General features: G+C 66.0%; 10 protein-coding genes. All 10 read right to left on the reverse strand.

Features of this window, described 5'->3' with window-relative positions; all coding sequences use genetic code 11:
• The coding region (pglX, locus tag E1287_RS24300; RefSeq protein WP_207934422.1) for a BREX-2 system adenine-specific DNA-methyltransferase PglX at positions 1-2,091 on the reverse strand (2,091 nt) is incomplete at its 3' end.
• A gap of 56 nt (positions 2,092-2,147) precedes the next feature.
• Positions 2,148-4,724: a hypothetical protein gene (locus tag E1287_RS44875; protein WP_207934423.1), complete on the reverse strand. Its 2,577-nt coding sequence runs from the start codon at positions 4,722-4,724 to the stop codon at positions 2,148-2,150.
• A gap of 15 nt (positions 4,725-4,739) precedes the next feature.
• Positions 4,740-6,560 (reverse strand): protein kinase, encoded by a 1,821-nt coding sequence (locus E1287_RS44880; protein ID WP_207934424.1) that lies wholly within the window; start codon positions 6,558-6,560, stop codon positions 4,740-4,742.
• A gap of 284 nt (positions 6,561-6,844) precedes the next feature.
• Complete coding sequence (locus E1287_RS24310) at positions 6,845-7,414, reverse strand: nucleoside-triphosphatase (protein WP_131967367.1); 570 nt, start codon at positions 7,412-7,414, stop codon at positions 6,845-6,847.
• 39 nt (positions 7,415-7,453) lie between these two features.
• Positions 7,454-8,224, reverse strand: coding sequence for a caspase family protein (locus E1287_RS24315; RefSeq protein ID WP_131967368.1), 771 nt, complete (start codon positions 8,222-8,224; stop codon positions 7,454-7,456).
• The gene (locus tag E1287_RS24320; RefSeq protein WP_131967369.1) at positions 8,224-9,144 is read right to left on the reverse strand and encodes a carbohydrate kinase family protein; all 921 of its coding nucleotides are present in this window, start codon (positions 9,142-9,144) and stop codon (positions 8,224-8,226) included. The genes E1287_RS24315 and E1287_RS24320 overlap by 1 nt, the downstream gene beginning before the upstream one ends.
• Before the next feature lie 47 nt (positions 9,145-9,191).
• Positions 9,192-9,719 (reverse strand): nucleoside-diphosphate kinase, encoded by a 528-nt coding sequence (locus E1287_RS24325; RefSeq protein ID WP_131967370.1) that lies wholly within the window; start codon positions 9,717-9,719, stop codon positions 9,192-9,194.
• Positions 9,720-9,736: 17 nt separating this feature from the next.
• Complete coding sequence (locus E1287_RS24330; protein WP_131967371.1) at positions 9,737-10,342, reverse strand: GTP cyclohydrolase; 606 nt, start codon at positions 10,340-10,342, stop codon at positions 9,737-9,739.
• Between the two features lie 33 nt (positions 10,343-10,375).
• Positions 10,376-10,627, reverse strand: coding sequence for a hypothetical protein (locus tag E1287_RS24335; protein ID WP_131967372.1), 252 nt, complete (start codon positions 10,625-10,627; stop codon positions 10,376-10,378).
• A gap of 15 nt (positions 10,628-10,642) precedes the next feature.
• Positions 10,643-13,372: a tetratricopeptide repeat protein gene (locus E1287_RS24340; protein WP_131967373.1), complete on the reverse strand. Its 2,730-nt coding sequence runs from the start codon at positions 13,370-13,372 to the stop codon at positions 10,643-10,645.
• Between the last annotated feature and the right edge of the window lie 596 nt (positions 13,373-13,968).

Here is a 13,968-nt window from a genome sequence, read left to right on the forward strand (position 1 = left end):
GGCTATGGAGAGCGGAGTGCGCAACTTACTCGCATAAAGTTCCTGCCACTCATACCAGGCCATTCCCCGTTCGAGCATTGGCACCCCGAACCGCTTTCGCCGAGAGATGGCAGCACGGAAGGCGAACAAAAACCGACCAACAGCGCCTAGTTGATCAAAGTCTTCGACCTGCAGATCCTGGTCATAAATCCAGACGGCATCGAATTCGGCATAGGCTCCGTAGTCTCGAACGCCGTCGCCCACCACCATGGGGCGTGTTTGAGGAACACCGAGGCGACTTGCCGCGCCATTTCCGGTGAGCAAAAATAGATCGTCTTCACCAGTTACAGCAGTGATCCCAATTGAGGTTGCCCAGTCCCCGAGTCGTTTAATTCGTGCATCCTCGATTAGGTCGAATACACCCCCTGCGCCACCACCGCTAAGAGACCACGGGTGGGCGGCCAAGCCTGACCGCCCCAGGTCCGTAACACTGACCCACTCTGATTCGCTTCCAGCAATCCGGTGCTGGCCAATGATCGCCGCCCAGACCTGCCCTTCAGCGGCGTTAGCTGGCTGGTCTGGCTCACCTCGAATGCCGAGGACAGCGCGGATTGGATCACCCTTAAGTGCGGTACGGTTGCGGCCAGCGAGGATGACCGTCGGTGTGCCGTGGCCTGGGATATAGGCGCCTGACGTATCGATGATATGCGTCAGATCTACGTTCTCATGGAACCAGGGAACGAGCTTCTTGCCGAACTCGCGTTTCATGAACGAGTTGGCGGTGATCTGGCCGGTGAATCCGGCGGCCCGGTCTGAGCCGCCCGTGCGGATTGCCAACTCGAAGATGCGCTGGGCGAAAGGTACCGAGAGCGCGTATTTTCCCGAGGCGGCGCTGTAGGCGCGGTAGTTCTCGTTTTCCTGCTTGTCCTTCGCGACGATGTACGGCGGGTTGGCGACGACCACGTGATAGGTGCCCACGCCGAGGAGGTCGCAGCGTTTCGCGAACTCCTGCACATCCTCCGTCTTGTAGGTGAACTGCTCGTCGTTACCGAAGAGCATTCCCGTCTGGATTTCGGCTCCGCGGCCATGGAGGAGGGAGTCGCCTACCGCGACGTTGATCGGGAAAACGGGGGCGGTGTCGAGGCGGGTTTCGCCTGCGGCATGCAGAGCCGCGACGAGGAGGCGGAAGCGGGCGATCTCGGCGGCGAAGGGGTTCTTGTCGCAGCCGTGGATGGATTCCATGACGCGGCGAATGCGGCCCCAGTCGTCCAGGCCGGGGACGTCCACCTTCTTCCACTTGTCGAGGAGGCGGTGGAAGATGCCGAGGAGGAAGTGGCCGGAGCCGCAGGCCGGGTCGATGGTGCGGAGACCGTGGACGATGGGCTCGTCGCCGGGCCATCCGGCGGGCTTGTGCTTCCAGGGCGGTTCGAGCCCGAATTCTTTGACGGCCGGTTCGAGGGTGAGGTCGAGGATGAATTCCTCGACGAATTCCGGGGTCTGGAGGAGCGCGTAGGTCTTCTTCGCGTGGTCGGAGAGGTCCTGGTAGAGGTCGCCGAGGAAGCGGGTGTCCAGGTTCTCCTTGTCCGTGAAGTCGTGGACGATCTGGCCGTCCGCGTCGAGGCGGCGCCAGAACTTCAGGAGTTCGGCGGCCTTCTCGTAGGACGGCTCCAACTCCCACAGCGGGTTGTGGTCGCGGTCGAACAGGCCAGCGACGGTCTCATTGGTATTCGCGAGGTGGGTGAAGGCGGCGATCAGCCAGTCGCGGTCGTTCTTGTCCGGGTGGTCGCGGAAGAACTGCTGGTGGCGTTCGTCGGCTTCGGCGAGGCGGTCGCCGGGTCCGGCGATCCACGGGTCGGTGATGAGGTCGTTGTCCTCGCAGAACCTCACGAAGACGGTGGCGAGGATCCAGGCGACGGCGGCCTGCGTGACCCGGTCGTCCCGCCATTGGCCGAAGGTCAGCGCTGTGCGCTCATGCGCGCGGGCGGCGTCGTACTCGGCCTTGAGCTTGGCGTGGAACTGCTGCCCGGGTTCGGTGTCCGCGCGCAGATCGTCCTCAAGGGAGGTGACCTGCTTGCGGAGGTCTTTCAGCAGGGCCGCCTTGTCCACGCTCACTGATTCGGTCTCCTCGTTCGGTCGTGCCGTCGATAGTGGTTCGTGTCGTCCGCTGGTCAAGCGGCCTGGCCGCTGTGCAGGCGGGCGAGGAAGGCCTTGTCCAGGACGGTCCATTCGGTGGCGCCGATGGCCTCGACCGTCCGTCCATCGAGATTCGGGGTGGCGCGCGGCGCTTCGGACGGGCAGAGGAGCCACAGTCCGTGCGGGACGTCCGATGGGCGGCGTGCCGCGTTCTGCAGTCTGGTGAGCAGGTCGTGTCCGCCGACGTCGAAGTATCGGGCGAGCAGGCCCGCGTTGTGAAGGAGCAGCACTGTCCGGGGCGTCGCGGCGCGTTCGTGGAGGCGCTGTTCGGTGCGGTCCAGGACGCGGACGACGAACGAGCGGAGCCCGCCCGGCATCTCCCCGGTGCGGGTGAACCGCTCGTCCGCGCGTAGTACCTGGCCCCAGTCGGCGCCGTGCTCGGTGGCCAGTGCGCGGAACTCGGCGAGGAACACGTCCGCGAAGCTCACCGGGACCAGCGGGTACGTGGCGGCGAGCGCGTCCGCGACGCCGGTGAGCCGTTTGAGATGCAGGGTCAGCGCGAGGAACCCGCCCTGCCGGGCGGCGGCGGTGAGTCTGGCGTCGGCGATGTCCTCGGGGCCTTCGCCGGGGGCGCCGAGACCGGCGCCGAGGCGGGTCGCGGTGGTGCTGCTGGACGGTGTCCGTGGCCGGATCGGCGCGGGCGGGAAGAACCGCTCGTCGGCCTGGTCGTAGCGGAGCGGGAACCCGGCCTCGGACAGGGCCTCTTCCACGTCCACGTAGGTGGGCGGCGGCGTGTAGGCGTCCAGGTCGGGGAATCGGGCGCGGACCTTGCTCAGCAGGTCGCCCAGCGTGACGCCCTGCGGGAACCGGACGCCCGCGCCGGCCTGCGACAGCCGCAGCGCCCTCGACAGGTCCAGGCCCCGCGGGTAGAGCTGGAAGGTGGGCGAGGCGAGCGCGTCCGCCGCGACGCTGGACGCGAGGCGGACGAGGCGGGTGTCCGACAGCGGCGTCATCCCGTCCGGGGGGTCGACGCCGCGCAGTACCCGGATCACCTCGGCGCCGCCGGGCAGCGGGTCCTGCTCCGCCAGTTCGTCCGCGCGGGCGCCGAGTTCGGCGGCGTAGTCGGCCAGTTCGGCGGGTGTCGGGTCGTCGGTGCCCGGCAGCGACTCCAGCGCCACCAGGACGTGCCGCCCGCGGCGCAGCCGGTCCAGGCGGGGTTCGCGGCCGTCGTCCCCGTCCGTCCCGGTGAACGCCTCCGCCTCCACCGCGGCGCGGACGACGGCGAGCGACCGGGCCACGGTGACCTCCGGCGGTGCGTCGGCCGCGCCGTGCCGGACGCGCAGCAGGTCCGCCAGCTCGATGGCCGTCGTGACCCCGCCCTGCCCTCGGACCAGAGCGACCACCTCGTCGCGGACGGGCGTCAGCCAGTCGGCCGCGGCCCACCGCTTGATGGCCTCGTTGTGGTGCCGCGACACCGTCGCCTGCGTCGTCTCAGCCGCCTTCGCGACGGCGCTCTGCGTCGGCCACGTGTCGTCGGGGACGGTGCCGTCGGTGTCCGGGAGGCCGAGCAGCAACCGCAACGTCCTGCCCCTGCGTGAGCCCCGGCGCTCGTCGGCGGGGACGAGCAGCGCCGCGAGGTCGTCCACGCGCGTTCCCACGCGAGGGCCGCCGGGTGGCGGCCCGAGCGACGGGCCGGCGACGGCTTCATCCTCCGGCTCCTGGCCTGCCCTGCGGTGCGGGCGCAGCGAGGTCGTCCATTGCTTGTGCCGCCGGTTCAGCTCCTTCTTCGCGACCGCGCCCGCGCCGCGCGCCTTCGAGATCTGGTACGGCGGGACGTCCAGGAGCTGCCTGACCGTCGTCGCGTTGAAGCCCGCCGCGACCGCCACCGCGCGCGGCGACAGACCTGCCGCGATCAGCGGCGTCTCCAGGGTCGCCGCGTCCGCCGCGATGTCGCGGGCGGCCTTCAGTTCCTCCGGGCCGAGCCCGGACTCGGCGTCGCCGCCGGCGAGCGTCGCCTGCGTCGTGGCCGGGGCCGTCGCGTCCGCCCTGCGGAAGATGTCCTGCCACGCGGCCTCCATCTGCGCGAACGTGTCGAACCGCTCCGAAACGTCCCGGTGCAGGGCGCGCTGGAAGAAGGCGGTGAGGCCGTCGCGCAGCGCAGGCTCGAACAGTTCCGCCGACAGGTACGGGTACGGGTCGTCGCCCGTGCGCGGGTCGGACCTCTCGTCCCCCCACCGCGGCCGCTCCCCCGACGCCATTTCGTGCAGCGTCACCGCGGCCGCGTACCGCTCGGCGTGGTCGTCGAAGTCGGGACGGCTCGGCGTGCCGAGGAACGGGTCGAGGTAGCCGCGCGTGCCCGCGGTCGGATCGCGGTCCGACACGTCCGTGAGGGAGAAGTCGAGCAGCTTCAGCTCCCACGTGCGGTCCGCGCGGCGCAGCACCCCGAAGTTCTCCGGCTTCAGGTCGCGGTGCCGCACGCCCTTCGCGACGAGCTGATCCAGGGCGCGGAACAGGTCGCGGCCGAACCGCTCGAGCTGGTGGTAGGTCAGCTTCCCGTCATCGTGGAGGACCGCGGCGAGGGTGCGGTCACCGGCGAACTCCAGGTCCAGCACCGTCCGCTGGGCGAGCTACCGCGGCCCGCCGAGCAGCCGCACGATCGCGCCGCCGCCGACCTTCGCGAGCGCCTCCGCCTCCGCGGCCAGCCGTCCCGCCTTCGCCTCGTCCAGCGCCACCTTCAGAACCCGCTCCGGGCCCGGCTCGGCGGCCTCCTCGTCGTCGGCGTCGCGGCGCACCAGCAGCGCCCGCGACGTCGCGCCGGAGCCGAGGACGCGGTCGACCCGCCACACGCCGTCCGCGTCACCGTCCACGATCTGGCCGGGCGTCGCGGTCAGCGGGTCCGTGCCCTCCCAGCCGTCGGCGAGCGCGTCGTCGGGGACGGCGGCGTCCTGCTCGGCGGCGTCCAGCTCCGCCAGGAACCGGTCCGCCGACTCAAGCCGGTTCGCCGGGACGCCCTGCGTGGCCTCGAAGACCAGCCGGTCGAGCTGGTCGCCCAGGCCATCTGCGACCGCGTAAGGATGCAGCCCGCCGGCGTCGCGGAGCGTGTCGATCAGGGTCGCGCGGTCGGGTGCGGGCGGGCGGCCGGTGAGGATCAGGTAGGCGATCGCGCCGACGCCGAACACGTCCATGTCCACCGGGTCGGGGTACGGCTGGTCGAACTCGGGCGCCAGATACACCAGCGCGGCGTCGTCGACCAGTTCGGCGTCCAGGGTGGACTGGCCGATCGTCATCGGGGTGGTGGTGTCGAAATCCCGTGCGGCCGTCTGCCAGTCGATGATGCGCAGCACCGGCCGCGACCCGTCGTCCCTGGCCGACACGTACACCGACCGTGCGGAGAGCGCGCGGTGGTACAGCGACCGGTTGTGCGCGTACCGGACGGCCTCCGCGAGCTGCCGCACGAGCGCGAGGCGCGTCTCCGGTGTGAGCGATGCCCCGTGCACGTCGAGGTACGAGTCCAGGCGGAGGTCACGGTGGTGGTGCCGGAAGAGGATCGCCGAACCGCCCTGGTGCTCGCGGATCTGCACCGCCTGCGCGATACCGGGGTGGTTGATGCCCTGGAGCACCTGGTACTCGCGGCGAGCCGCCCGGTCGACCGTCCTGCGCGCCTCGTCCGTCGCCTGCCGGTTGACCAGGTAGATCCGGACCCGGCCCTCCTCGTGCACCATGTCGTGCCGCTCGGCCAGCCGGTCCTCCCAGCGCGGCCCGGCCTCCAGGACGCCGGGCTCCATGCGCCACTCGTCCCCGAACCGCAGATGCGCCGTGGAATGCGTGATGCCGATCCGCTCCAGCATCTGCGGAAGGCGCTTGGAAAAGTCGGCCGCGACCCTCCGCTGCTCGTTCTCCGGAGGACGGCCCAGCAGGTCGTGCCAGATCCGGCCGAGGCCGGTCTGCCGGTCGTCGCGGCCGTACACGCGCGTGCGCTGGACCTCGTCCAGTTCCGAGGCCAGGTTCGGCGCGGACAGGAACACCGCCGGTTCGATCCGCGGCATCCGCACGCTGAAGAACCCCAGTTCCCTCGCGGCCCAGGCCAGCCGGCTCTTCAGCTCCTTGGACTTCCAGTCGGTCAGCGACAGCGGGTTGCGGATCGTCCTCGGCCGGTCGGCGTTGAACGTCCAAGTCGCCCCGCTGTTGACGACGCGTCCCGGATGCCCTTTCAGCTCGACGAGGTACAGCCCGCCGGGCGTCGCGATGAACAGGTCGCACTCGTGGACCCGTCCCGACGGAGCGACGAAGGAGAACAGCGCCCACGCGCGGTACGGCTCCACGTTCGGCATCAAGCCCTTGACGTGGTCCAGCCCCTCCTGCTCCCAGGGGAAGTCGGACTCCCTCTCCTGGAACCAACGCTGGACGGCCCTCGGCGGCCTAGGAACGGGCCTGCCGGATCGCGACATTCACCCCTCCGTTCCCCGCACTCCCCACGCCACCGGCTCTGGGCGAGCCTAGATCCTACCGACGCGACGGCGCCGCTCTGGGGCGGTTTCCGCCCGTCCGCTGTCTGGAAACGGCCACCGATTCCCCGTCATCCCACGCCCGACCCCAGGCGTCCCTGGCAGACCACTGCATCGGCATTCGCCGAAGGACCGTGGGCATGAAGACGGCCAGGCCGGCGCACGGATCCATATGGGGCCGGTCAGCCCGCCGACCTTGACCCGTCGAGGCTGCGGGAAACGAGACTTCACGAAGGTCGTATGGTCTCCTTGAGATAAAGGGACATCATGCGCGCCAGGCTGTTCCTGTTCCGTTTGTCCAAGAGAAAGGTCTCAACACCGGGTCGCCTCTTGAAGTCATCACTCCACGGCAGGCTGCGCAACACGATCGTGCCAAATACCAGCGCATGGCTTGAATCGGCCAGAATCGAAAGAACGGCCTCCTTGAAATTTTCAGAATAGAGCTGCATCGGTCCGATCTCGTCGAGAACGAGGATCTTCCCGTCCGCCTGCGACGCCGCCTTCCGGATGAGCGGTACGCACACCTTGTCGAGGAAGCCCAGCTCGATGCCATAGCGACCGATCCCGGCACTGTTCGGTGCACCGACCCTCAGCGTGCTGCTGGAATCAATGGAGGCGAGCGTGCCCCTTTCACCGTCCAGAGTGGTCAACTCGAACCCCCAGCGGCCGCCGTTCCGCCGGACTTCGTCCGCAAAGAATCCGAAGAAGTGCTCATGGCCTACCTCCTGGACCACACGGCGGACTGCACTGGTCTTACCGGAGGCCTTTTCGCCTGTGAGGAGCAGTAATCGTCCCATGGATGTATCCCGTCGTCTGGTGACTCGACTGCGGAGCAGCTACCTGAAGATTGGGAGGTAGGCCCCCTTCACCGTTCCGTGCATGACCGGATTCTGCCGTGTCAGGCTGAACGTGGACACACCCTCGTACACCAAGTCGTAGAGCGTCGAAAGGCCGATGCGCTGCCCTCCGTTGACCGAGGTCAGCTCGCTGTGAAGGAAATGGGTGAAAACCCCGTGGCGCAACGATGAGTCCTCCCAGGCGACCTCATCGTCCGCAGCGGCGCCGAGAAAGACGGTCCCCGCGCCGAGCCTCAATTCAGGCAGCCGGACGGCCATCCGATTCTCCCTGCGCCGGGCGGCGAGCACGGGACCGATGATGCCGCGGCCGCCGGAGAAACCGCTGAAACAGGCGTCGGTGACGAAGACCACCAAGGCCGCCGGCAGCCGAGCGGCCAGCCTGGCAAGGTCCAGTTCAACATCGATCGACGTGGACAGGAGCGAGTCGTACCTGCTGTCGTGGCAGATCAGGTAGCGCGAGGCGATCTCCGCGGCCGACCTCTCCAGCTCGGGGGACCCGTGACCGGCGAAGTAGACGATGATCACGTCCTGCGGGGTCGACTCCCGTGGAAGATCCACCCCTATCGCGTGCATGATGTTCACCCGGGTGGCTCGACCATCGAAAAGTTCGGTGATTCTTATCGACTCGGCGAACGACGAATTCCTCAACATGGCGGAAATCGTCTCCGCGTCCCGGCGAGCGAAACTCAAATCATTGATGGCGGGATCGCGATACTTATCGATCCCGATGACGACCGCATGAATACGCATTAAAGTGATTCGATCTTCCCGGAGGTTGTCGTATCCTTGTGCCCCGCTCCGACAAGTTCGGCCAGTACCTCACAGGTCATCGTGTCGCCGTATCCACGAAGACCGAGCCGGTCGGGGACAGGGCGTTCGAGGTCATGTGCGAGGCCACCGCGGGTACGTACCGATTGCCGGTAGAGCGAGCCGGTCCGATAGCGCAGCACGGTGGCGGCGACGTGCTCCAGCAGCAGACCGGCCGTCTCGTCGAGTCGCCGATCGGTGAGTGCCTCGCCGGCCTCACCCAGGCCGAGCAGTCTCCGGGCGGAGGTCAACTCGGAGACCAGACCATGTACGGGCCCCAATTCAGCGGTAATCGAGGGCACGTCGGAAAAGTGCCGGTGGAATTCGTGCGGAACGACGTCGAGAAGGAGCCTCACGCCCCTGGCAGTGGCGCCCGAGGCGATCTCACGCACGCTCGCGTAGGTAGGCGTCGCCCTCCTGCTCAAGCTGAGGCCGGACACCCAGACGGCGTCGAACCCGGGCAGGGCGTCGAGTACCTCCTCAACCACCCCACCGGACAGGCCCTCGTTGGCCGTGCCCTGAGACGCGAACATGACCCGTGCCCCAGTTGCGCTGTAGCCGATGACCGTGCGGCCTGTCGGACGCCCGTCGGCAACGGCCACTTGATGCCCGATCGCCTCTCCCGTCAGCGCCGCTGTGATCGCCCGGCCCGCGACGTCCGCGCCGACGGCGCCAACGATCACCGGCGTGTGACCGCACCGCAGGGCGGCCGCGGCGAAGTGATAGGCCGTTCCCCCTGGGGCATCGAACAAGGGAGTCCACAACGAGAAGTCGCCGCCGTCGCGGGCGGCGGCAGAGTCGAACGCCACCTCTCCCTCGACAAGGGTGTCGAGACAGAGATCACCGAGCACGAGCACCTTCATGCCGCCGCCGTTCTCGGGGCCATGGCGGCATGCATCCGCACCGGGGCTCACCTGGATTGGTTGTCCGCGCACCAGATCTCGATTTCGCGTAGCGCCTCCGATGCATCGCCGGAGGCGTGCGCGATGTTCTCCAGCGCGCGTTTCTCCTGGAAACTCAAGATCACGTCGTCGGCACAATAGCCGCCTCGAAGAGATCCCGCGGCGGCCTCCAACGGAAGTGTCGCACCGATGATCTGCCGTGTCTTACGGGCGGCAGCCGGACCCGCCAGCTGCAGTACCACGATCGGACCACTGCACATGTAGTCGACCAGCCTCGCCCTGATCAGGCGTCCCACGTCCGACGCAGCCTCGCAGCCAGTGAGCTCGCGCCAGTCGATTCCGTTCTCCTGGAGGCGCTCAACCGCCCGGGTTCCGGAGCTTTCGAGCCACTCAGGGTCTTCCGCGTAATGGTCCAGGACCTGAGCCTCCGTCGCTCGCGTCATCTTCAGTTGCACGATGCGCAGGCCGGCCTGCTCCAACCGGCTGACAACCGGCCCGACGAGGCCGCGTGCGACGCCGTCGGGTTTGATGATCACGAGGGTTCTCTCCACCGCTAGACACTCTCGCTCTTGAATCCGCCGATGGTGTAACCCCTCGCCATCTTGTCCTCGTAGTACGCACGGAGCCCCGGGTGCTCCTCCAGATCGACCGCGACCGAGTGCATCCCGCTGACCGCGATGTTGCGGTCCGTGAGCCCTTCGGCCTTTCCCGGGCTGTCCGAGAGGAGCAGGACGGACCCGACCCGCAGGTCGTGGAGCACGGCGGCGGCGGCGTTGTAGGTACGGCGGTCGGCCGCATAGCCGAGCCTGACATAAGCCTCCGTCTGCGGAATGGATTCCCGCTCGGCCAGGCTGGCGGCCAACATCAGCGCCATGTGCCCGTTTCCCCTGCCGTCCTGATCGAGCCAGATGATGACGCCACAGCCCTGCTCCTTGATAAAGACTTGTGCGGATATGAACTGCTCCCGGCAGTCACACTCGACGCTGTTGAACACATGAGCCGAGATGCAGTCGGAATGTATTCGACAGGGCACATCCGAAGCGCCATCGACATCACCAAGGACGAGCACTATCAACTGATCCTGCCCGTCATAGTAGAGAATCTCGCGCCAAACTCCGAACGCGGTCCGTAAGGGCCTTTCGGCGAGCCGTTTTATCATTCTCTCACCTTCCGTTCCAGCACCGATCTCGACTCAGGGTTGACGAATGCCCAGATTCTCGAACAACATCTCCTGCACGGCCATCACATGACTACAGGTCCTTCTTGTCGTATAGAAGTCGCAGGTACATGACCACACGTCGTCCGAGAAGGAGATCTCCCGCTCCGCATGCTCGGACCTCATGGTCATTTTGATCTCGAGCAACATCACCCTTTCCGGTTCTCTCGTGTACTTTCGGGCCTTCCTGCGTTTGGCGGCGATTGCACGGTCTTCCTCGACATTCATGAGAACATCCGGATGTCACTCTCGTTGGTCTGCTGCGGGTAGCAGGCGAATGTCTTCTCGGAGCGCCCAGCCGGCGATCTCCTTGGCCAGCCCGATGTTCAACTGCCGCGCGAGACTGATCGCCTCCGAGGCATGCGCCCCGGCCTCTTCGCGGACGCCGCGGGCGGCCGCGAGAAGGGCTTGCCCGTAATGGGCGTGAGCGATCCACACGAGATCATTGAGTCCTTCCGATATCTGGCGACTTTCGTCAAAAAGTCGCTCAGCGGAGGTTATGTCGTGTTGCTTCACGGCAAGCTTCGCCAGCTGGAACAACGTCGCCTGCTCCATCACGGGATCACCGACTGCGCGCTCGATGGAGAGAGCCTGCGAGTACAACTCTTGCGCAGCGTCCATGTTGCCATCTGCATGCTCGATGCGGGCGAGTTCATGAATAGTCTTGGCAAGATCTCGATCCTCACCTCTTCCCTCCCGAACGGTGCGAACCTGCTCGAACAACCGTCGGGCACCGGCCAGGTCACCTCTGCGATACAGGACTTTGCCGAGCTGGTGATCGATGCCCGCGAGAGCCTGCATTGCCGCCGATGCACCTGCTTCGGCCAATTGTCGACCCGCGCGATATGCAGCCTCGGAGCCATCCAAATCGCCGCATCTGTACAGCACTTGCCCCTTACCCCTCAAAGCGGTCAGTTGATCTCGTGGCAGGTCCAGCGACCGCGCCGTCTCGTGGGCCAGCTCGTAATCGGAGGCCGCTTGGTCGAATTCGGCGAGGCGGTAGCGAACGAGACCTCTCCTGAGAAGGAATCGCAAACGAGCGGGTGCACCGTCGGGGACCACCGCGGTGGCGGATTCTCCTAGATCAAGAAGTTCCTTAGCGACTTGCCAGGGGCCTCGGCGGAGGAGCAGCAGATCCGCGTCGCCGACCACAGCAACGCAGTAAGAGATGATCTCTTGCCACATCCCCAGGTCCTCGGCAAGCCTCAGCGTGCGCCTGATGTTCCTGAGCTCGTCGCCGGGGTAGTCCTCAAGTTCCGACGACAGCGCCTTCTGGATGTCCAGATGACTTCTGATCAGAGAACGGGTCTTCTCGGCGGACATCTCGTCATGGCGTGACCGCAGATGCGAGACGACGAGCGGATGCATCACGCAGTGCACCTCGCCGGTGAGGTCGTAACGCCCGATGATCGCTGCTCCTTGCAACTCGTTGAGCACCTGGGAGTAGAGCGCGCGAGCGGACTCCTCAGCTCCCACCGCCTGTGCCACGAGACTGCGCCAGGTCTTCTCCCTGCAACGGTCCTCGAACATCGACCACGCATTGATGAAATCGACGATAAGGGGAAGTTTCTTTTCCAGCTTCGAAATGATCTGCCCCAGCACCTCGGCGTTAATCTTCACCGGGCCGCGGAGATGGTTTCTCTGCAGATCTTCCTTGAGCGTTGACCACGGTTGTCCGATGTCGAGGACGGAACCGGCGGAAACAAGCGTCCTGGGATGCATGAAACACAATGTGGCGGCGAGTGCTATCTCGTCGCCGAGGATCTGTTGAGCGCGTTCCTTGCCACCGAGCAGGCCGGTCACGAGCTCGCGGGACGCCGACATGGGAAGGGATCCGACGTTGATTCTGTTGGGACCGATCATCTCCGCGAACTCTCGCGGGTAATCCTGTGAGATCAGGATGGCTCGACCGCCCACACTGGTGTTCCAGGCAACGAACAGCGCACGTAAATCTTGCAGAGTCTCCTCGGGCGCGCTCTCGAGATTGTCCAGGACCAGCAGACACCTGCTCGCCGACAGTCGCCGGGATACCTGCGCGGCCAGCACCGCCTCGGGTGCCTGGCCAATTTCCCACCCCAGAGCCCTCGCGACACCTTGGAATACCGGTTCGGCGCCCGGCCTGAAGTAGCCGATTCCATCAGGGAATCTCCAGCTATAACGGTTGGCCAGGGTCTGCGCCAAAACCGTCTTGCCGAACCCGGTCACGCCAGTGATCGCCACGTATGGGGAATGCGATCGCTCCCCGAAGAGGATGTCATAGATCTTGACAGCCTCGGCCTCGCGATCGAAGAACTGGTTGTGCACAGCGGGGAAGCTGTTATGCGGCTCGCATGCGAGGAACCGCGGGGCAGCGACTCCTGACTCGATATTGAAAATCGCCTTCTCTGCAGCATGGCCGCGGACACGTAACGCGGGTCCGGACTCGGGAGCCAGGCCGGATATTTCTGTGGACGCCTCGCTGACCGCGCGTTCCGGGCTCATTCCTGTGAACAGCATCCGGTATATGTCTGCGAGCAGGGTCCGTGCGGCGGTACGTGGAATATCTCCTGCCGCCGATATGACGGTCACCGCTGAGGCTGATCGCGCGATACAGTCCCCCAACTCCTCAGTCGCACATCCGTTGAGAACGAGTAACATATCCGAGCAGTCGCTAAAAAGCCGGGCGAACCTTTTGTAGGGCAACCTCACCATCAGGCCATTCTCAGCCTCAAATTCGAGGTGTTCCCCGGTTGCGTGCATCGCGATGTGAACGATGTCGAACTTATGGGTGGCCAGTGCCACCCTGAGCAAGCCGACCGTCGGCGGATTAAGCGCAATGATGTCGACATCCACGCGAAGTTCGTCCAGGGCCCGATAGATCTCCTCGAGCTCGTGACGAGGCTCCAGCCGTTCTGGATCATTGAGGGGCGACGGGGTTGCGAGCAGGATGCGATACCGCGCCGTGCTGGCTGCGAGAGACTCTGTCAGGGTCACGGGCCGCCGACCCGAAACCTGGATTTTGTCGTGCAATTATCCCCACTTTCGCCTGGGTTGCACTGAGTTTAGACGAGGGGGGCAGGATATTGCAGTCCGGACGTGGACACTGTGCATAGACGCCCATTGGAGCCTTCCACTGAAGGATCTTGGCATGGGCAATCATCTTGCGTATCAAGCGAGGCAATAGTCAGACTGAGCGAGATCACGACTGCGGTGCGAGGAGGGAGATCTTCAGGCCCTTATCAGGCAGATTCTGCGCGCGGGCCCACCTCGTCACACGCGGCCGGCGCGACCGAGCTACCTGTTCATCGGCATCTCCCTCGGTCTCGGCGACCGCAGATCCCAAGTGTTCGCCGCGATACCCCGCCCATCCGCGCAACCGAAGCATGCTGCACGAGCAAGCCGAGCACCACATCACCGGCACTGTCTTACAGCGGCACCCCGCAGAAGCAGTGTTGAAAGGCCGAACTGGCCTCGATCAACACCCACCGCCGGGCCGTTCACGTACAGCACCCAGGGGATGCGGACCGCCGCCGGCCTGCACGAGTCGCAGATGCCAGCCGAACCGCAGCCGTCTCCGACGACGCCGACCT

It is taken from the genome of Actinomadura sp. KC06 (assembly GCF_004348735.1).
Lineage (GTDB): Bacteria > Actinomycetota > Actinomycetes > Streptosporangiales > Streptosporangiaceae > Spirillospora.